We start from the raw sequence: 19528 nt of genomic DNA, 5'->3' as shown, positions 1-19528 counted from the left end.
TTTGGAAAATTTTACAACCATTCTGTGTGGTACACGCCATCTTTATCGATGCGCTTATAAGTATGCGCCCCGAAGTAGTCACGCTGAGCCTGGATCAGGTTAGCTGGCAGAACTTCTGAACGGTAGCTATCGTAATAAGCGATCGCCGCTGAGAAGGTTGGCGTCGGGATACCATTCTGAATTGCATAAGAAACAACATCACGCAACGCCTGCTGGTATTCATCAGCGATATTCTTGAAGTATGGATCCAGCAGCAGGTTAGCGATGTCTGCATCGTTCGCGTAAGCATCAGTGATTTTCTGCAGGAACTGAGCACGGATGATGCAACCCGCACGGAAGATTTTAGCAATCTCACCGTAATGCAGATCCCAGTTGTTCTCTTCCGATGCAGCGCGGAGCTGAGAGAAGCCCTGAGCGTAAGAAACGATTTTGCCCAGATACAAAGCGCGACGCACTTTTTCTACGAACTCAGCTTTATCACCAGTGAAGGCTTTCGCCTGCGGGCCGCTCAATACTTTGGAAGCCGCAACGCGCTGGGTTTTCAGGGAAGATAAATAACGGGCAAATACAGATTCAGTGATCAGTGAAAGCGGCTCACCAAGATCCAGTGAGCTCTGGCTGGTCCATTTACCGGTACCTTTATTCGCTGCTTCATCAAGAATCACATCAACCAAATATTTACCGTCTTCGTCTTTCTTGGTGAAGATATCTTTAGTGATGTCGATCAGGTAGCTGCTCAGCTCGCCGTTGTTCCACTCGGTGAAGGTTTCAGCCAGCTCTTCGTTGTTCAGACCGAGCGCGCCTTTCAACAGCGCATAGGCTTCTGCAATCAGCTGCATGTCTCCGTATTCGATGCCGTTATGCACCATCTTCACATAGTGACCAGCGCCATTCGGGCCGATGTAAGCCACACAAGCTTCGCCATCTTCCGCACGCGCAGCGATCTTATCCAGAATAGGCGCAACCAGTTCATATGCTTCTTTCTGGCCACCAGGCATGATAGATGGCCCTTTCAGTGCGCCCTCTTCACCACCGGAAACGCCGGTACCGATGAAGTTGAAGCCCTGGTCAGAAAGCTCTTTGTTGCGACGAATGGTGTCTTTATAGAAGGTGTTACCGCCATCGATCAGGATATCGCCCTTATCCAGGTGCGGAGTCAGGGAAGCGATAGTTTTATCAGTTGCTTCACCAGCCTGTACCATCAGCAGGATACGACGTGGTTTTTCCAGCGATTCAACAAACTCTTCAACAGTATAGAAAGGAGCGAGTTTCTTACCGTGGTTCTCAGCGATGACTTCATCAGTCTTTTCGCGTGAACGGTTGAAGATTGAAACAGTGTAACCGCGGCTCTCAATGTTAAGAGCCAGGTTGCGCCCCATCACTGCCATACCTACAACGCCGATCTGTTGCTTGGACATTACATACTCCTGTCTGTGGTCTCGCACAGTGTTACCAGTAACACCATACAGTTAGTGACCGATATGTTAACTCAGGATAGCCGATAAGAGGTAATGATTGGTGCGATTGCGGCCAGAAACAATCTGAAAAAAATCTATATATTTAATAATGACTTATAAAGATTTGTGTAACTTTCAATCATTCTATCAGCAGTAAACAATGATTCAAACCGCTCATGGGCAGCTTCGCCGTATGTTTTGGCTTGCTCTGGATGGTTCCAAATCCTATCCATAGCCTCTCTTAATGCTTTTGGATTAGACGGTGGCACGACCAATCCAGTAACGCGATCGATATTGATATACGTCGTCCCTGTCCCTATCTCACTTGATATAAGCGGCTTAGAGTACAAAGCGCCTTCTAATAACGAAATACCAAAAGCTTCAGAACGTAGGTGCGAGGGGAATACCAGGCAAGTGCAGAGCTGTAACAGTGCCGACTTATCGCTATCTTCTAAGGCACCAAGGAAATAGATATTATCCACTTTCAAATGCTGAGCTTGCGCCTTGAGTTCAGCCTCAATAGGGCCAGCGCCTACTATAACAATAGGGTAGCGGCTATTTTGTGCCGCTTCGATGAGAATATGTAATCCTTTATAATAACGAAACGTACCAATAAAAAGGAAAAATCCATCAGGGAAACGTGCTAGCCACTTTGCAACTATGGCTGGTTCATTATTATGATAGAAATTCTTTTCTAATCCGTAAGGAATCACTTCGACTTTACTTTTAAATTGCTGAAGGATCGGACTACTTTCTACATAGTTTGGAGACGCAGCAATGATACGGTCAACACTTTTCAGAAAACGATTCATCAGTGGAGTATAAAGTTTTAGTAAAGCTTTTTGTTTTACTATATCCGAATGATAGCTCACCACTGACGGTTTTCTAATTCCAGCTGCAAAATGCATAAAATCCATATAAGGGTACGGGAAATGGTAATGAATGATATCTGCTTGCTTAGCAAGTTCTTTAAATTCTTTTATTGCGGAAAACGAGAAGGGTGTGGATGCTAATTCACAAAGTGCTTTTACTCGATAAATAGAGTGACTTGCATGCTTGGTAATTTTATGATCAAAATTAGGGCTATGGGTAAAAACGGTTGATTGAATTCCTTCTTTTACCCCACCCTCAGCAAGTTGATAAATAACTTGTTCGATACCACCAAAAGTATCCGGATAGTAGGTCTTGTAACAATGTAGAACCTTAATCATATAAATTCAGCAACCTTTTTATAGGCTTCGATCGTTTTATCTGCGCATGCAGACCAAGAGAAATGCTTCGCTTGTACGAGCCCTGCATCTATCATTAACTGCTTTTTTAAAACATCATCTATCATCATTTGAAGATAGCTAGTCAAGACATCAACATCCTCAGGATCATGCATTAGCGCAGTATCACCTACAACTTCGGGAAGCGAAGTTGCGTTAGAACAGATCACCGGCGTGCCTGATGCCATTGCTTCAAGGGCAGGCAAACCGAAACCTTCATAGATTGAAGGAAACACAAAGCTAGTCGCAGCACTATAGAGAATTGGCAAATGTTTGCCGGGAACGAATCCGAGGTATTTCAACCACCCTTCTCGTTCTCCCTTAGAGAACAGTTTAAAGAGTTCAGCATTCTCCCACCCTTTATAACCACTAATAACTAGAGGGAAGTTGTTTTTAGCAATCATTGGTAAGCGGTCATAAGCTCGCAGCAAAGTGATAATATTCTTTCTAGGCTCGATTGTACCTGTATACAAAAAGAAGCTACGCCACTCAAGCTGGTATTCATTTAACACATGCTTAACGTCGAAAGCGCTTCGCGGATGGAATTGTTCGTTGTAAGCAAGTGGGGCAACCGTAACATTTTGCTCTTCAAGCCCAAAAAACTCGACCAACTCACGTTTGGTATATTGCGAATCGGTAATGAGCATTTTTGCGCGAATAACCGTATTCCGTAACTCTTTTTGCATCAGATGTACACGACCAGCAGGATGGAACTGTGGCCAATGAAACACGGAAAGATCATGAAATGTTGCGACGCAGTGTGGGACTCTTGGAGGTAAGTAATAATTAGGACTATGGAAAATATGTTCTTTGAATTTGCGTAATGCTAAAGACTTCATGACAGGAAAAGTGAGTCGGTAAATTTCGCTAGCAGTTTTACTATTTTGTAGTTTACGTTTAAAAGATTGAACTGATTGAGCTGACTCACTGGCAACTGCCAGTGAGTCTCGTACTTTAGTTCCATGAAGAAAAGTTAGCTTTATCTTATCGTCACGCTGCTGGAGTTGCTTTGCAAGCTCGTATGCATAACGTCCAATTCCCGTTAGTGGATATTTAATACAATCCGTAGAAAAAATGACGTTTAGCTTTGTATTTCCAGCATCCATTTCAGAGTATCTCTTAGTGGTATTTTTGTTGTCTGTTCTTCCGTCAAAATATTCAACAAGCTAACATCACCACATAGCTCTTTGATCTCATTAGCTCTAACGAAATGAGGATTGACTTCGATGCGAATTTTATGATCAGTTAACTCTTCACAAATTTCTATTACTTCTCGTAAAGAATACATTACGCCAGATGCAACATTAACAGTTTTACCAAATGCGGCAGAGTTTAGAAGCATGGCATAGTTTTTAACCAGAAATCGCACATCAGAAAAATCGCGCCATACATCTATGTTTCCGAGCTCAATAATTGCTTTGCGTTCCCTGAAATGCTTGACAATTTTCGGAATAAGGAAATTATCAGCCTGTCCCACCCCGGTATAGTTAAAGGGCCGTGTAATAACAATGGGCAGTTTATCCATAAACAATTTGGCAACATACTCCATCGCTAATTTACTGACTGCATAATCATTGGCAGGATTAGCTGGTGTTATTTCACTTAGTTTTCCGGGTGTATTGTTACCATATATATTAGCACTACTGGCGATTAATACTGCCTCAGCCTTTACAGCTGTATCCGCCAATGCCTGAAGTAAATTTCTCGTTCCGGAAAGATTCACTTCATAAAATGCGGTTGGATCAGCATGACCAACAAAGGCAATAGCAGCAAGGTGTACCACGATATGAGGGGAAATAGCATCAATAGCGAGTTTTACTTTCTTCGCATCCGTAAGGTCAACTTGAATATAATTATCAACATATTGATCAGGCGTTGAGCCTAGGCCATAAACTTCATATCCGGCAGCGGATAATTCCGCTGCCATATAATGGCCAGTAAAGCCCTTGATACCAGTGATCAATGCTTTTTTGCCATTAGTCATATTAGAATGAAAACCCTTGTTTATTACGACGCAGATCTTCTTCAACCATCATTGCGCACAGCTCTTCCAATGTGGTTTTGGGTTCCCAACCGAGAATATCTTTAGCGCGCTGGGGATTACCAATCAGTAATTCAACTTCAGCTGGACGGTAGAATTTAGGATTGACCTTCACAACAACTTTGTTGGTAGCAACATCAATTGCTACTTCTTGGTCGTCTTTCCCTTCGAAGCGTAACTCAATGCCTGCAGCTTTAAACGCCATGGAGACGAAATCACGTACTGTCTCGGTACGATTAGTTGCTAAAACAAAGGTGTCTGGCTCATCAGCTTGTAGCATCAGCCACATACCTTCTACGTATTCTTTAGCGAAGCCCCAATCACGCTTAGCATCCATGTTACCCAGCTCAAGAACATCAAGCTTACCGAGCTTAATTTTGGCAACAGAATCGGTAATTTTACGTGTAACGAACTCTTGACCACGCAGTGGAGATTCATGGTTAAACAAAATGCCACTAGAGGCAAAGATGTTGTAACTTTCACGATAGTTAATCGTCATCCAGTGCGCATATAGCTTTGCCACACCATATGGGCTACGCGGATAGAAGGGAGTGTCTTCTTTCTGAGGGATAGCCTGGACTTTACCAAACATCTCTGATGTTGAAGCCTGATAGAAGCGGATCTTCGGGTTAACGATGCGGATGGCTTCAAGTAAGTTCACCGGGCCAATACCGGTAATTTCTGCTGTAGTCAAAGGCTGCTCGAACGAGACACCTACAAAGCTTTGAGCAGCTAAGTTGTAAACTTCCGTTGCTCCGCTTTGTTGCAGGAGACGAATGCTTGCAGAAAGGTCAGTAAGGTCATATTCCACTAAATGCAGGTTAGGATTGTTTTTAACACCCAATTCTTCAATGCGCCAAAAGTTAACTGAGCTTGTACGGCGATATGTACCATAAACGACATAATTTTTGTTCAGGAGTAGCTCAGCAAGATAGGCTCCATCCTGCCCAGTTATACCAGTAACAATTGCAATTTTAGAGCTCATAAATAATTCCACTTTCTATTAGTTTAAAGAAAAAAATTTTTGCTATTTAAAAATTGAGGCAGCAGTATCAGACCACTTGGTAGATTTATACTCAAATTTAATTCGTTCTTCACGTTCATGTATTGCACTTGGATTCTCAATAAAATATTTTATCTTATCTGCCCATCCAAGCACATCCCAAGGGTCAATGTAATCCAAAAGATCTCCAGCGACTTCAGGAACTGATGCAGCTGAAGAAGCTAAGCAATATTTACCAAAAGCTAAGCTTTCAGCTACAGGCAATCCCCACCCCTCATATAATGAAGGATAAACGGTAAACCAACATCTTCTATATAGCTGAGTTAACTCAGGATCTGATACATTGTTCAACTGTATGATCTTGCCCTTAACTCTGGGATCAAGGTGTAAATCAGTAATAAAGTCATTCATTCCCCAACCAGGCATACCGACAAATACTAATGTAGGGATGTTATCAACTTTTTGGTCTATCAGCCTTGTATACGCCTTATATAAAACCTCATGATTTTTACGTCTTTCTATTGTTGAAACAAACAATATATATCTTTCTTCTAATAAATTTTTAACATCATTTGAAATTTCAGAATCATTTTCAATTTCAGGAAGTTCGCAGCCTAACTTAACAATAGTCAGTTTGGGAACAGGTGTTCCTAGCTGTTTAAGTAATTCATTTAAATCATCGCGTGAGCATTTTGAAATACAAAATATTTCATTAGCACACCAGGCCACATTCGAAAAATAATGAGCAAATTTCCCAGCAACATCCCCTACGCAAAGATGTGGTAATTTTACAGGTATTACATCATAGCAGAAAAGCTTAACTTTTAAGTTTAATTCTTTTTTTAACTCATATAAGTATTGAAAGTCTTTTTGATCCCAATCCAGTCCAAGAGAAATATATTCATCATTTTGACAAAAAGGATATTTAGCACCATCACTTACCGTGCTTCCAACATTCTGAAAATGAGGAACTGATACATTTGGTTTGAAAAATTGCTTAAAAGCTAATTTACCATGTCTTAAAGAAGTTAATAAGCTATTAGCAGCAACCCGACGTGGTAAAAGGTAGTTTATAACTTTACGCTGCATTCGGGTTGGCAGCAGCCTTATACATTTTAAGACTGATGTTTTGCATTTAGTCTTAAAATCAACTTGTTGGACTACGATATTTTGCGAATCAATTTCTTTTTTCTTAACATGCCCATTAATTCTTTCAATAGTCTGTTCAACAAGTAATCTGTTAATTTCATAATACCCTTTTGAAGGGGTATACGCACAGAATTTAATACAATTCGATGAGTGCATTTTTAAAGCAAATGTAGCACATTCAACCTCTGTTCTAACAATACCAACAGCAGATCGTTGCCAGCCTAAAATTGTTGTGACATCAATCCAAGTATTATGCATTTACAGAGGCCTCATAATAATTCTGAACATCAGAATACAACTTGTCTAATGTTTTATCCCAAGTTAAGTTTTCTAAATTGACACGTTCTTGTTGTTCTAAAACTGGCTGCGGATTAGAAAGTACTTTTCTTGTTACCTCGAAAAATTCCTCTGGTGTTCGAATCACATTCACGCGTGGGCTGTCAGAGTATTTTTCGAAGCCTCTAAAGGAAGAAATCGTACCAATGATTGGTTTTCCTGAATAGAGGGCTTCAGCTGTTTTAAGATTTGAACCACCGCCATGTTCAATGGGCAGAAAATAGGCATACGCTCTATTTTTTACCTCTGCAAGATCAGCATCATCAAGTACATATAAAAATTCAAGACGACTCATATTAATGCTGGCCCACTTAGATTTTAATACTTCTTTGTAAATATGTTCACATACACTTCCAGCGATTACAAGCTTACTATCAGGCGGAATGCAAGCTAAGCTTTCGCCAATAATTTTATTAAAACTAGTAAAGTTTGGTGGATGAGCACTGGCTATATAGAGTAGCCAAGGTGCTTTGGGTAATCTCTTTTCCCACTTATCGGTTAAGATATTTGATTCCCAAGGTTCAATACCGTTTGCAGCGAGTTTTATTTCTCTACGATGCCATTCCCTCATGAATTCAACATCACATTCAGTGACAGCTGCTACAATATCGGCTTCAAGCACAGCTTTCAGTTCAAGAGCTTTAATATCCTGAATAACGTCATCCCTATCGTTGACATGATACTGTTCTAAAATTTCATCTTTTAATATGTATTCAATATTTTGCGAGCCAAACACTACAATTACATTCTTATACTTTGGCAGTGATTTTATTTTTCCAACTAATGGCCAAAGCCAACACTGTTCCACATGTATTATATCTATCTGCGGTGGAAGGTTAGCAATTATTTTATCTAAACCATCATCCTCTGATATTGCAAACTGTCCTGTTAACAGATCATTAATTAGTGGGACATACTTCCCTTTATACATTCTATATTTTGAGTCAACTGGGAATGGAACATCATAAGCTCCAAGCTCATCACCTAAATAGCTTTCTTGTTCATATACTGCAATTGAACGAGTTGTCCAACCATTTCTCTCAAATTTTTTAACAAGTTGATGAAGTCTAATCTGTCCACCGTGCCTTGGCTTAGAAAATGGATATGTACTTAAAAAAAGAATACTCTTCATTTCTTATTTCCTTCTAAGAAAAAACTTCTTAAGTTTCACATTTATTTTCCAAGCAAAACTAGTTTCAAACTTTTTCATTTCCATACGCAACTTGTTAAAATTTATTTTAGTTGCATCCAACTCATTTTGCAAAGTAGTATGAATTACATTTAACTCTAGAAGCTTTTTATCCAAGTTCGCCACTGTATCCTTGAATGAATTAACCTCATTTTCTAAAGATTTTATTTTTCCATCCTTTATTATTTCTTTATTTTGAATGAAATTATCGAAAACATTTGGAGGAAATCGAAAGTGGTGTTTGAGTTCATTGTGCTCTTTCGCAAGATAGAACCTGTTAAGACCGTCATAATAAACACATGCATAATCATTATTACTAAGCATATATTCCCAATCAACAAAGTTTTCCTCCTGAGATAGCGGTACTGTAGATTCTACTACAATTATCCACGGCCTGACCCCCTCCCAGTTCATACCTAGTAATACATTTTTCTCGAGGCCTTCAACATCAATTTTTAAGAAATGAATTTCTTGTCCTTTGTGAACATACCTTTGCATTACTTCAGCCAGTTTTTTTACTACTACTCTTTCGGAAAAACTTTCGAAACCTAATTCAGTATGTTTTTTAGCAATATCATCCTTTAATGTTGATAAACCAGTATCATTAATAAAGTTAATCTCACTAAATCCATCAAAGTCCGAAATTGCGATCTGCAAATTAATATCACGCTTACGTTCTTTTAAATATAGCTCGGCAAATGAAGGATTAGGCTCAATATTGATACCAGTCCATCCCGAATCATAAAAATGTTTAGTAACTGAATCATGCTCAGGCCACGCTGCCCCAACATCAATATAAAAACCATTCTCAATGTGCTTAAGAGCACGCCATAACATCACATCTTCATAGTTCTGAGCATAGCTAATCACAATATTATTGCCTTAATTTTAATCTCAGGATCAATCCAAGCACAACCTGTAAATTGGGTTTTATTAATATTTAAAACATTAAAAACAAGGGCTAAATCTCGCCATTCATAGTTATTTACCAAATGCGTATCAGTACTTACTAACGCTGTTTGTATAGAATAACTACCCGGGCCTAGGTTTGCATCAAAATGTATAGTCAATATATATTTAGACCCTTTCTCAGCGTTATCAATCGGCATTTTTTTGAGTTCAGTATTTGTCCCATAAATAACCTGCCCTAGCCGGTCCTTTATACCATACCCAAAGATCAGCCTTGGAATATATTCATTAACTCTAACCGTTACCTTCAAGCAGACTTTTTCACCAACGTTTAAGAACTCGATGGTTTCACCTTGTTCATTAAGAATTCGAATATCTTCAACAACCGCTTCACCATTTCCAGAAATAGTTTGGATTGAACCATCACTTAATTCTACTTGCTCAATTTTTTGATTTTGTTTGTCTGCAAGAAGAGCATTATAATAATCCATCACAGATTCAGGATCACCTTCCATTTCAAGTTTTCCCTTATTTAACAAAATGGCTCTATCACAAATACTCTGAATTGATTGTTTATCATGTGATACAATAAGAAGTGTCGTCCCTGCCCTACTAAACTCTCTAATTCGGTTAAAGCTTTTATGCTGAAAATAAGCATCTCCAACAGATAATGCCTCATCCACTATCAAAATATCGGGCCTAACGGCGGTTGCAACTGAAAAAGCTAATCTCATTTGCATGCCGCTAGAATAAACTCTTACTGGTTGATCTATATATGTTCCTATCTCTGCAAATTCTTCAATAGCTGGCATTAATCGGGATATATCTTCTAAACTATACCCTAACAGCTGCCCTGACATAATAGCATTTTGCCTACCAGTAAAATCAGGATGGAATCCCATTCCTAATTCCAGCATCGCCGCTACGCGCCCTTCTAGTTTGATATTTCCTGTAGTTGGCTGAGTGGTACCAGTAATCATTTTTAATAACGTACTTTTACCAGCACCGTTAATACCTATTATACCAAGAGCCTCTCCAGCATTCACTTCAAAAGATATATCTTCTAAAACCCATTTTAATTTATGAAAATTTCTTTTACCTGGCAAAAACCACTCAGCCAATCTACTCCAGCGAGTAGGATACTGTTTATATGCTTTTCCTACATTTTTTACTGATATCTTTCCCATTATAATTCATCCACCATCTCACCAGAATGCTTTCGGAACAACTTCAACCCGATAACACACAAGAGCAATCCAATAATAAAAGCAGGTAAAAGTTGATAATATTGAGGGATAATTCCCTTAACAAGGATATTTTGAGCTGCAGTAATTACTCCAAACATTGGATTAAACGATAAATAGTGTTGAACTTTAGCTGGCAAAATTTGTGCGGGATAGATAATCGGGGTTAGCCAAAACCAGAACTGTAATACTATTCCAAAAAATTGCCCAACATCACGAAAAAACACATTAAGTACACCCAAAGTGATCCCTAATCCTATGGCAAATACCATCATTACAGCAAGCACAGGTACTAAAGCAAAGTAGCTAAACCCAGGGAAATTACCTGAGAATATGAGAAATATTGTAAACAAGCCAAATACGATTGAAAAATTTAGCAGTGCATTACATATAATCGTTACTGGGAGACATAATCGAGGAAAACTAACTTTTTTGAGGAGATTAGCATATTCTAAAAAGACATTTTGGCCGCGCCCCACTACTTCAGCGAAAAGACCCCAAGTTAAAATCCCAGAACATAGATAGATGCTGTATCCAAAACTATTTGAAACGCCGGGCATTCTTGAATGCATCACCTGAGAAAAAATAACAGTATAAACCACTATCATTGATAGTGGGTTCAATACATTCCATACTGCACCGAGGAGTGAATTTTGATATTTAGACTGGAACTCTCGCTTGACGTTGCCTAACACAAATCCACGATAACTCCACAATGACTTAAACAGGGAGGAAATCATTCACAAGCCTCAATTAAATATGAAATGGTTTTTAATTTATCACTAACCAATTCTAAATCTGACTTTGATTCAATATTCAATCTCAATAGAGGTTCAGTATTAGATGCTCTAACATTGAGTCTCCAGTTATCGAATTCGAAACTTAAGCCATCTATATCATCCGACTTAATGGCACTGTTTCCTATTTCATTTTTTAATTCAGAAAGCACACTATTAGAGTCACTCACTTTGTAGTTAATCTCACCACTACAAGGAAACGCCTTCATTCTTTCCTCAACTTGCTGAGATAATGTCTGTCCTTTAACAGCCAACAATTCAGCCACCAGCAACCACGGAATCATGCCGCTATCACAATAGGCAAAGTCACGGAAATAATGGTGCGCGCTCATTTCACCGCCATAAATCGCATCTTCTTCACGCATACGTTCCTTAATAAACGCATGGCCTGTCTTAGACATAACAGGAATCCCGCCGGCTTTAGTCACGACATCAATAGTGTTCCAGGTCAAACGCGGATCGTGAATAATTTTTGCGCCCTGCTCTTTCTTGAGGAATGCTTCAGCAAGTAAGCCTACGATGTAATAGCCTTCAATAAATTCCGCATTTTCATCAAACAGGAAGCAGCGATCAAAATCACCATCGAAGGCAATACCCATATCTGCTGTATGCTCACGCACTGCATCAGACGTATCTTTGCGACATTCAGGTAACAGAGGATTAGGAATACCGTTCGGGAAGTGACCATCTGCCTGATGATGAACCTTGAAGAAACTAACCGGAGCATTAGCCTGCTGGAAGCGCTTTTCAATCTCGTCAATCACATGACCAGCGGCACCGTTACCTGAGTTAATCACCAGCTTCATTGGCTTTTTAAAATTAGCCAAATCAATGTAACCCATCAAATGATCAACATAGGCATCCAGAACGGAAATCTGCTTATAACTACCACGCTTGGCAGGATCAATTTCTGCAAATTGATTAGCTTCCGCGAGGCGCTGAACATCACGCAAACCAGTGTCACCGCTTATAGGGCGTGCACCTTCACGAACTAATTTCATTCCGTTGTAATTCATAGGATTATGGCTGGCCGTTACTTCAATGCCACCATCAATTCCCAGATGGAAAGTGGCAAAGTAGATCTCTTCTGTGCCACTCATACCAATATCCAGCACATCGGTGCCGGCATCCATTAAGCCATTTGCCAGCGCCATTTTAAGCGGTTCGCTTGTCAGGCGGACATCGCCTCCAACCACAATGGTTTTGGGTTTGATAAATTCGCCGTAAGCGCGGCCAATCCGATAAGCGATATCTTCATTGAGCTCTTTACCGAGCTCACCGCGAATGTCATACGCTTTGAAACAAGTCAGTGATTCCATTTTTTCTTATTATCCTTCTTTGCGAGCAAACTGTTCTTTAATCAAGATAAGATCATCATCACCAAGGTAAGAACCAGACTGGATTTCGAGGAGTTCTAATGGAATTTTGCCCGGATTCTCTAACGTATGCTGGTGGCCAATCGGGATGAAGGTCGATTGGTTTTCCGTCAGCAGCAAGGTTTTATCCTGAATAGTAACTTTGGCCGTTCCGGAAAGAATGACCCAGTGCTCAGTTCGGTGGTAATGCATCTGCAGATCAAATGCTTCACCTGGTTTCACCGTAATACGGTTTACGTTAAATCGACCGGTATTTACGATTAAATCGCAGCGTCCCCAAGGCCAATACGTTTCGCGGTGGCGGCGATATTCGCTACGACATTCACGCTTCAGGAATTCGACCACGCGTTTAACGTCTTGTACCTGATCCTTACGCGCAACCAGCACTGCGTCTTTGGTATTAACGATGACCAAATCTTCCACGCCAATAGCAGCGACTAATTGATCTTCGCTATTGATGTAACAATTTTTGGTGTTATGCAGGAAAGTGTCACCTTTGAGCGAGTTGCCTGCAGCATCTTTGTCGTTTACTTCCCACAGCGCTGACCATGAGCCGACATCGCTCCACCCAGCATCAAGTGGCACAACCACCGCAGCATCAGTTTTTTCCATCACGGCATAATCAATCGATTCATCTGGACAGGCGGTGAAGTCTTCTTTATCAATGCTGATGAAGTCGCTGCCTTCATTAACATTAGCCATTGCTCGATGGCAGGCTTCCAGAATATCGGGACGGAACTTCTCAAGCTCTTGCAGATAGCGCTTGGCACGGAACATAAACATACCGCTGTTCCAGTAATATTCACCGGACGCTAAATAATCTTCTGCGGTTTTAAGATTTGGTTTCTCAACAAAGCGCTGCACGCCAAATGGCGCATCTTCGGAACCGGCAATCTGTGCACCACGATGAATATAACCGTAACCGGTTTCGGGGCCTGTCGGCACAATGCCAAAGGTAACTAAATGCCCCTGTTTGGCATATTTAGTAGCCGTTGAAATAGCTTGATGAAATGCCTCGCAGTTTTCGATCACATGATCAGCAGCCAGAACCAGCAGCACAGGATCATCACCCTGTTCAATCGCATTAATGGCCGCGAGAGCTATCGCCGGAGCGGTATTACGGCCGACCGGTTCGAGAATAATGTTGTGTGAAAGTTTGTTGATTTGACGCAGCTGCTCTGCAACCAGAAAACGGTGCTCTTCATTACAAATCACCAGCGGAGCACGGGCTTCCACGCCGTTAAGGCGATTTACCGTTTCCTGCAGCATTGAGTGCTGTCCATGCAAGCTGATGAACTGCTTGGGATAGAGTTCGCGTGAAAGGGGCCACAAACGACTGCCGGTTCCTCCGGCCATGATTACGGGAAGTAACATTCCACAACCTCTAATGTGTCTCTTTTAGACTGCTATATCATTTATCAGCGGGTTATTTTTTCATCAAAAATAAAAAACAGCCACGCTACCGCCCTTGGCTTGCAGCAACCACTTTGCTGTGTAACAAGTCAATCCTGTGCTTTTTATCTCAGACTGTTAAGCGCTCAATTATTCTGCAAAAACTGACTCAGTCTGAGACCACCGCAAATAATACATTTTGTGCTGCCGAATTAACATGGTTATTGTCTCATGGATTAGCCTGGAATCTTCACAGTGGCTTATCGGATGAGCTGAACCCAACCAAATGATTCAAAAGAATATAGTCTATTTTTCAGACAATTAAAGCCTCGATAATTTTCATGCTAAAACAGCAAGATGGATAGCGCTGCTGGATATTTTATACCGATTTGCGTTTAGGAGTTTTCCTGCTATCAAAATGATTTTGGCGAATAAATTTCAATCAATTTAGATGCAGGATGAATTATTCAGACGTAAAAAAACCCGGCATTTGCCGGGCTTCTAATTATACATTCAGCTTTACTTAAATCCATTCGGATTCTTCGACTGCCAGTTCCACGTATCGCGCATCATGGCATCAATCCCGCGCGTCACGCGCCAGTCCAGCTCTGTATTGGCGAGACTTGCATCCGCCCAGAACGCCGGCAAATCACCATCACGGCGTGGCTTGAACTCGTACGGAATCGGCTTACCAGACGCCTTCTCAAACGCCTTGATCATCTCCAGCACGGAGAAGCCCACGCCGCCGCCGAGGTTGTAAGCTTTGTAGCCTTTAACCTTCGTCAGATGGTCCAGCGCCTTCAGGTGCCCTTCCGCCAAATCAACAACGTGGATGTAGTCACGCTGTGCGGTGCCGTCTGGGGTGTCGTAATCGTTACCGAATACGCCCAGCTTATCCAAACGTCCAATCGCGACCTGTGCGATATACGGCAGCAGGTTGTTAGGAATGCCGGTTGGGTCTTCACCGATTTCGCCAGATTCATGTGCGCCAACCGGGTTGAAGTAGCGCAGCGCGATGGCTTTGAAATTCGGGTCGGCTTTCGCGAAATCGCGCATCACTAATTCAACCATCAGCTTAGAGGTGCCGTAAGGGCTAGTGGTACCGCCGATTGGTGTGGTTTCCACATACGGCACCGGCGCATCTGCACCATAAACGGTAGCGGATGAGCTGAAGATGAAGCTCCACACGCCAGCAGCGCGCATCTCTTCCAGCAGCACCACGGTACCGGCGACGTTGTTCTCATAGTATTCCAGCGGCATGCGCGTGGATTCGCCAACGGCTTTCAGCGCGGCGAAGTGAATCACGGCGCTGATATCGTTGGTGGCAAACAGGTCACGCAGGCAGGCGCGATCGCGGATGTCGCCTTCAACGAAGACGGCTTTTTTACCGGAGAGCTTCTCTACGCGGTTGATAGCTTCGCGTGAGGCATTGCAAAGATTATCCAGCACCACCACGTCGTCGCCGCGCTCTAACAGCGCCAGCACCGTATGGGAGCCGATATAGCCTGCCCCGCCCGTTACCAAAATAGCCATGTGTACTCCTTTAAAACCGCGCGATGGGCGCGGTAGAGAATGAGAAAGCTTATTTCGCCAGGATTTTCTGGATGGATTCGCGGAAATCACGACCCTGTGCGTTGTTACGCAAGCCGTAAGAGACGAATGCCTGCATGTAACCCAGTTTACGGCCGCAGTCGTAGCTGGTACCGGTTAGCAGTTGCACGTCCACAGGCTTCTTCTTGCTGAGGGAGGCGATAGCATCGGTCAGCTGAATGCGGCCCCATGCGCCTGGCTCAGTACGCTCAAGCTCTTCCCAGATATCCGCAGAAAGCACGTAGCGGCCAACCGCGGTCAGATCGGAATCGGTTGAGCCCGCTTCTGGCTTCTCAATAAAGCTGGTGATGGTGCTGATATCGCCTGGGTTATCAATCGGCTCTTCGGTGGTCAGCACGCCGTATTCGGTCAGATCTTCGCCCGGCATGTGTTTTGCCAGTACCTGGCTGTGGCCAGTATCTTCGAAACGCGCAACCATAGAAGCGAGGTTGTAACGCAGGTGGTCAGCGGTGGAATCATCCAGCAGCACGTCTGGCAGCACAACCACAAACGGGTTATCGCCAATCATCGGACGCGCGCACAATACGGAGTGGCCCAGACCCAGCGGGTTAGCCTGACGCACGTTCATAATGGTCACGCCTGGCGGGCAGATTGACTGCACTTCGCTCAGCAACTGGCGCTTAACGCGTGCTTCAAGCAGCGCTTCCAGCTCGTAGGTGGTATCGAAGTGGTTTTCCACTGCATTTTTGGAAGCATGCGTGACCAGCACAATCTCCTTGATGCCAGCCGCGACGCATTCGTCAACAATGTATTGAATCATTGGTTTGTCGACGATTGGCAGCATCTCTTTCGGAATGGCTTTCGTCGCCGGAAGCATATGCATACCGAGACCTGCAACGGGGATTACTGCTTTAAGCTTGGTCATATTTATTCCATTTCATGAAGTGAATGCGTGAGGTCGATTATGCAGGATCGGCCGGTCGAGCAAGTATAATCTTAATCTGAAAATCCGACACTAACTCTCTGTCACGACATCAGAAATCGCCATTTTGGCCGGTAAAAACGCCGAAGTCCCAATGGAAAACGGATGCCCTAAACCGCTGAAAAAACGTGAAAGGATTTGTGATGATGAGACCAGAGATGGATAGAAAGGTGTGCCAACATCGCGCCATAAATGGCGCCGCTACGGACCGTGAAAATGTTGCGTCAGCTGTAGCGGCGCGATTCATCGCGCGTGTTTGAAGTTAATGACTACAACATGCCTTCAAACCACTCTGGCATAATAAACAGATTGAAGTGGTTCACCAGCATCATCAGGCCAACGAACACCACCGATACCGATACCCACTGGCGCGCATAAGGCAAAAAGCGAATGCCAATCACCGGCTTGATGAAGAACGGATGCGCGAAGGCAGAGATCAGCACCTGCGAAATCGACAGCGTCAGCGCCACGTACAGCACATTCGGCCAGATATAGGTCGTCGCAAGAACGGCTACCACCACCAGGCTCGCTACAATGTTCCAGTAAAACTCAACGTTGGTGCGCCCGTTCGCCTGCGAAATCGCGCCGGTTAAGCCGCCCATCGGACGCAGCATGCCAAACAGCAGCATCAGCGGAATCAGATGGTAAACCTGCTCGTGCGAAGCGCCGTACAGCACGCGCACAATCACCGGTGAAAGGATACCAATCGCCAGATACATCGCGCTGCTGAACAGCATGATGACGAAGGTGCCTTTCAGGAACAGCTTTTTCAGCTGCTCGGGATCCTGCTGCTTCTCCGCAAAGCGCGGCAGAGCCAGACGGTTAATCACCGGCGAAACCAACTTCAGCGGCTGCAGAATCAGCTCTTTTGCCAGCGAGTAAATCCCCAGCATCTCCGCACCCATCACTTTACCGACGATCAACGCATCCGCCTGAGTACGCAGCTGGTTAATGGTCTGCGAACCAAGCTGATAGATGCCGTAACGCACGGCGCTAACAAAGGTTTTGCCGTCGAATTCCCAGGTGGGACGCCACGATTTCTCGCCGAAGTAGATCATGCAAAGAATGCGCGTAAAGGCATTGATAAAGAGACCAAGAATCGCTGCGGCGACCGTCAGAGAGGTGAAATACAGCATCGCTACGGTGCACAGGAACGCAAACAGCTTGGTGGCCATCTCAATCTTCGCCAGCGTTACCATGCGTTTGGTTTTCACATAGTGCGCCTGATACTGCGACAAATGTCCCAGCACCAGGAAGTTGAGGCTGGTGAGCATAATCAGCCCCACCAGTTCCGGCAGGTGATAGAACCACGCCACCGGATAGGCAATCGCCAGCATAATCAGGCCAGTACAAAAACTGAGCGAGACGTTCACCCAGTAAATAGTGCTCTGTTCACGGCGATTGATATCCTGACGGTGCACGATGTAGCTGCTCATGCCCATATCCTGCAGCACGGTCGCTACCGCCAGAATCGCATTGATGATCGCCAGTAACCCCAGCTCGTGGGTTTCCAGTTTGCGCGCCAGTACGGCGAGCTGTAACACCTGAAGCAATGCGGCAAAACAGGTACTACCAAACAGCCAAACGGCCTGTTTTTTTAATCCGCTCACACCATGCGCTCCAGAATTTTCGCCAGCTCACCGTAAGCGATGTGCTGATTGAACTCAGTTTCCACTTTCTGTCGCGCCGCCGCGACCACCGGTGCCACATCCACATCGCCGCGTGACAAACGCAGCAGCGTCGCCGCCAGCTCGTCCGGATCGTTTTCCGCTACCAGCCAGCCGCTCACGTCATTCTCAATCAGCTCGGGAATGCCGCTGTGATAGGTGGACACCACCGGCAAGCCAACCGCCATCGCTTCCATCAGTGCCACCGGGATCCCTTCCATATCGCCATCCGCCGCGGTTTTGGACGGCAGCAGGAAGATGTCTGCTTCGTTCAACGCCTGACGAATCTCATCCTGCGGTTTAAAGCCCGGCATGGTGACGAACTCCTGCAGTCCGGCGCGCGCAATATGCTCGCGCATCATGCCATCCTGCTCGCCGTTACCGATGATGGTGAACTGGAACTGGCCGCCGTTATTGCGCAGAATTTCACTGGCTTTCACCGCCACATCCAACCCTTTTTTCTCGGTCAGACGCGCCACCGAAACGATACGCAGCGGTTGATGGAACGCGTCGCGCGGTCGGAAGTTAAACTTCTCCGGCTCGATGCCCATACGCGTCACGCGCACTTTTTCCCGCGGGCAGCCCATCTCAATCAGCTTGTTTTCCCACAGGTGGCTGATGGGCAGCATCAGTTCGCTCTGTTTGAACAGGTTGATGTAGTCGAGCTTATGCTCCTCAAGAATATGACGACGTGAAATGTCCGCGCCGTGGAACACTGTCGCCTGTTTACCTTTCAGCACGCCGAGTTCGCGCAGCTTATTAGCCAGCGCGCCGGCATAACCAAAGTGCACCAGGAAAACATCGGCGGTGTAAGGCTGCTTAGTGTTGGCGACAATCGCCGGCAGCAGTAATTTGCTGGCCTGTGCGCCATAGCGGCGCACGTTTAGCGACTTAAGTAACGCGCCCTTGGTGATTTTCGGCAGTATCAAACCGATACGCTGCGTCAGCTTATCAAGGTTGGATACCTTCTCTTCCGGCAGTAAATAGTGGGTTTTCGCTGCCAAATTGTAGTCATCGAACGCGGCGTGGCGATTGATCATATCGCCTGGAAACACGGAGATAATCTCCACGTCGTAGCCTGCGTCGATGAAATGCGTCACCTGATTGAGCACAAACGTCTCAGAGGCAACAGGAAAACGCATGGTGAAAAAGGTCAGCTTCATCACT

General features: G+C 44.0%; 16 protein-coding genes. All 16 read right to left on the bottom strand.

Features of this window, described 5'->3' with window-relative positions:
- Positions 1-11: 11 nt before the first annotated feature.
- A complete protein-coding gene (gene gnd, locus CRO19_RS16160) occupies positions 12-1418 on the bottom strand; it encodes an NADP-dependent phosphogluconate dehydrogenase (RefSeq protein WP_097096730.1) in 1407 nt (468 codons plus the stop codon).
- Between the two features lie 134 nt (positions 1419-1552).
- A complete protein-coding gene (locus CRO19_RS16155) occupies positions 1553-2668 on the bottom strand; it encodes a glycosyltransferase family 4 protein (RefSeq protein WP_097096729.1) in 1116 nt (371 codons plus the stop codon).
- Complete coding sequence (locus tag CRO19_RS16150) at positions 2665-3831, bottom strand: glycosyltransferase family 4 protein (protein ID WP_097096728.1); 1167 nt, start codon at positions 3829-3831, stop codon at positions 2665-2667. The genes CRO19_RS16155 and CRO19_RS16150 overlap by 4 nt, the downstream gene beginning before the upstream one ends.
- A complete protein-coding gene (locus CRO19_RS16145; RefSeq protein ID WP_097096727.1) occupies positions 3807-4709 on the bottom strand; it encodes a GDP-mannose 4,6-dehydratase in 903 nt (300 codons plus the stop codon). The genes CRO19_RS16150 and CRO19_RS16145 overlap by 25 nt, the downstream gene beginning before the upstream one ends.
- Before the next feature lies 1 nt (position 4710).
- Positions 4711-5751, bottom strand: coding sequence for a GDP-mannose 4,6-dehydratase (gene gmd / locus CRO19_RS16140; protein ID WP_097096726.1), 1041 nt, complete (start codon positions 5749-5751; stop codon positions 4711-4713).
- A 42-nt stretch (positions 5752-5793) separates the two neighbouring features.
- On the bottom strand, positions 5794-7176 hold the full coding sequence (locus CRO19_RS16135) for a glycosyltransferase family 4 protein (protein WP_097096725.1): 1383 nt from the start codon (positions 7174-7176) through the stop codon (positions 5794-5796).
- Complete coding sequence (locus tag CRO19_RS16130) at positions 7169-8386, bottom strand: glycosyltransferase family protein (RefSeq protein WP_097096724.1); 1218 nt, start codon at positions 8384-8386, stop codon at positions 7169-7171. Before CRO19_RS16130 ends, CRO19_RS16135 begins: the two co-directional genes overlap by 8 nt.
- Before the next feature lie 3 nt (positions 8387-8389).
- Complete coding sequence (locus CRO19_RS16125; RefSeq protein WP_097096723.1) at positions 8390-9313, bottom strand: FkbM family methyltransferase; 924 nt, start codon at positions 9311-9313, stop codon at positions 8390-8392.
- On the bottom strand, positions 9310-10539 hold the full coding sequence (locus tag CRO19_RS16120) for an ABC transporter ATP-binding protein (protein ID WP_097096722.1): 1230 nt from the start codon (positions 10537-10539) through the stop codon (positions 9310-9312). The genes CRO19_RS16125 and CRO19_RS16120 overlap by 4 nt, the downstream gene beginning before the upstream one ends.
- A complete protein-coding gene (locus CRO19_RS16115) occupies positions 10539-11333 on the bottom strand; it encodes an ABC transporter permease (protein WP_370659817.1) in 795 nt (264 codons plus the stop codon). The genes CRO19_RS16120 and CRO19_RS16115 overlap by 1 nt, the downstream gene beginning before the upstream one ends.
- Positions 11333-12712 carry a phosphomannomutase CpsG gene (gene cpsG, locus CRO19_RS16110; protein ID WP_097096720.1) on the bottom strand — a complete coding sequence of 460 codons (1380 nt, stop codon included), beginning with the start codon at positions 12710-12712 and terminating at the stop codon, positions 11333-11335. Before cpsG ends, CRO19_RS16115 begins: the two co-directional genes overlap by 1 nt.
- A 9-nt stretch (positions 12713-12721) precedes the next feature.
- Positions 12722-14143 (bottom strand): mannose-1-phosphate guanylyltransferase/mannose-6-phosphate isomerase, encoded by a 1422-nt coding sequence (locus CRO19_RS16105; RefSeq protein ID WP_097096719.1) that lies wholly within the window; start codon positions 14141-14143, stop codon positions 12722-12724.
- 537 nt (positions 14144-14680) lie between these two features.
- A complete protein-coding gene (gene galE / locus CRO19_RS16100) occupies positions 14681-15694 on the bottom strand; it encodes a UDP-glucose 4-epimerase GalE (protein ID WP_097096718.1) in 1014 nt (337 codons plus the stop codon).
- Positions 15695-15743: 49 nt separating this feature from the next.
- Positions 15744-16637 (bottom strand): UTP--glucose-1-phosphate uridylyltransferase GalF, encoded by an 894-nt coding sequence (gene galF, locus CRO19_RS16095; RefSeq protein WP_061717729.1) that lies wholly within the window; start codon positions 16635-16637, stop codon positions 15744-15746.
- Between the two features lie 326 nt (positions 16638-16963).
- Positions 16964-18304 (bottom strand): MOP flippase family protein, encoded by a 1341-nt coding sequence (locus tag CRO19_RS16090; RefSeq protein WP_097096717.1) that lies wholly within the window; start codon positions 18302-18304, stop codon positions 16964-16966.
- A complete protein-coding gene (locus CRO19_RS16085; protein WP_097097680.1) occupies positions 18301-19524 on the bottom strand; it encodes a glycosyltransferase in 1224 nt (407 codons plus the stop codon). Before CRO19_RS16085 ends, CRO19_RS16090 begins: the two co-directional genes overlap by 4 nt.
- Positions 19525-19528: the final 4 nt, after the last annotated feature.

This window comes from Candidatus Pantoea floridensis, assembly GCF_900215435.1.
Taxonomy (GTDB): Bacteria; Pseudomonadota; Gammaproteobacteria; order Enterobacterales; family Enterobacteriaceae; genus Pantoea; species Pantoea floridensis.
The sequence above is the reverse complement of the archived record's forward strand: the minus strand, read 5'-3'. Positions and strand labels throughout refer to the sequence as shown.

Coding starts and splice junctions, on each gene's coding strand:
- gnd (WP_097096730.1), bottom strand. CDS start 1,418: ATGTCCAAGCAACAGATCGGCGTTGTAGGTATGGCAGTGATGGGGCGC.
- galF (WP_061717729.1), bottom strand. CDS start 16,637: ATGACCAAGCTTAAAGCAGTAATCCCCGTTGCAGGTCTCGGTATGCAT.
- CRO19_RS16150 (WP_097096728.1), bottom strand. CDS start 3,831: ATGGATGCTGGAAATACAAAGCTAAACGTCATTTTTTCTACGGATTGT.
- gmd (WP_097096726.1), bottom strand. CDS start 5,751: ATGAGCTCTAAAATTGCAATTGTTACTGGTATAACTGGGCAGGATGGA.
- CRO19_RS16155 (WP_097096729.1), bottom strand. CDS start 2,668: ATGATTAAGGTTCTACATTGTTACAAGACCTACTATCCGGATACTTTT.
- cpsG (WP_097096720.1), bottom strand. CDS start 12,712: ATGGAATCACTGACTTGTTTCAAAGCGTATGACATTCGCGGTGAGCTC.
- CRO19_RS16085 (WP_097097680.1), bottom strand. CDS start 19,524: ATGAAGCTGACCTTTTTCACCATGCGTTTTCCTGTTGCCTCTGAGACG.
- CRO19_RS16130 (WP_097096724.1), bottom strand. CDS start 8,386: ATGAAGAGTATTCTTTTTTTAAGTACATATCCATTTTCTAAGCCAAGG.
- CRO19_RS16145 (WP_097096727.1), bottom strand. CDS start 4,709: ATGACTAATGGCAAAAAAGCATTGATCACTGGTATCAAGGGCTTTACT.
- CRO19_RS16135 (WP_097096725.1), bottom strand. CDS start 7,176: ATGCATAATACTTGGATTGATGTCACAACAATTTTAGGCTGGCAACGA.
- CRO19_RS16120 (WP_097096722.1), bottom strand. CDS start 10,539: ATGGGAAAGATATCAGTAAAAAATGTAGGAAAAGCATATAAACAGTAT.
- galE (WP_097096718.1), bottom strand. CDS start 15,694: ATGGCTATTTTGGTAACGGGCGGGGCAGGCTATATCGGCTCCCATACG.
- CRO19_RS16105 (WP_097096719.1), bottom strand. CDS start 14,143: ATGTTACTTCCCGTAATCATGGCCGGAGGAACCGGCAGTCGTTTGTGG.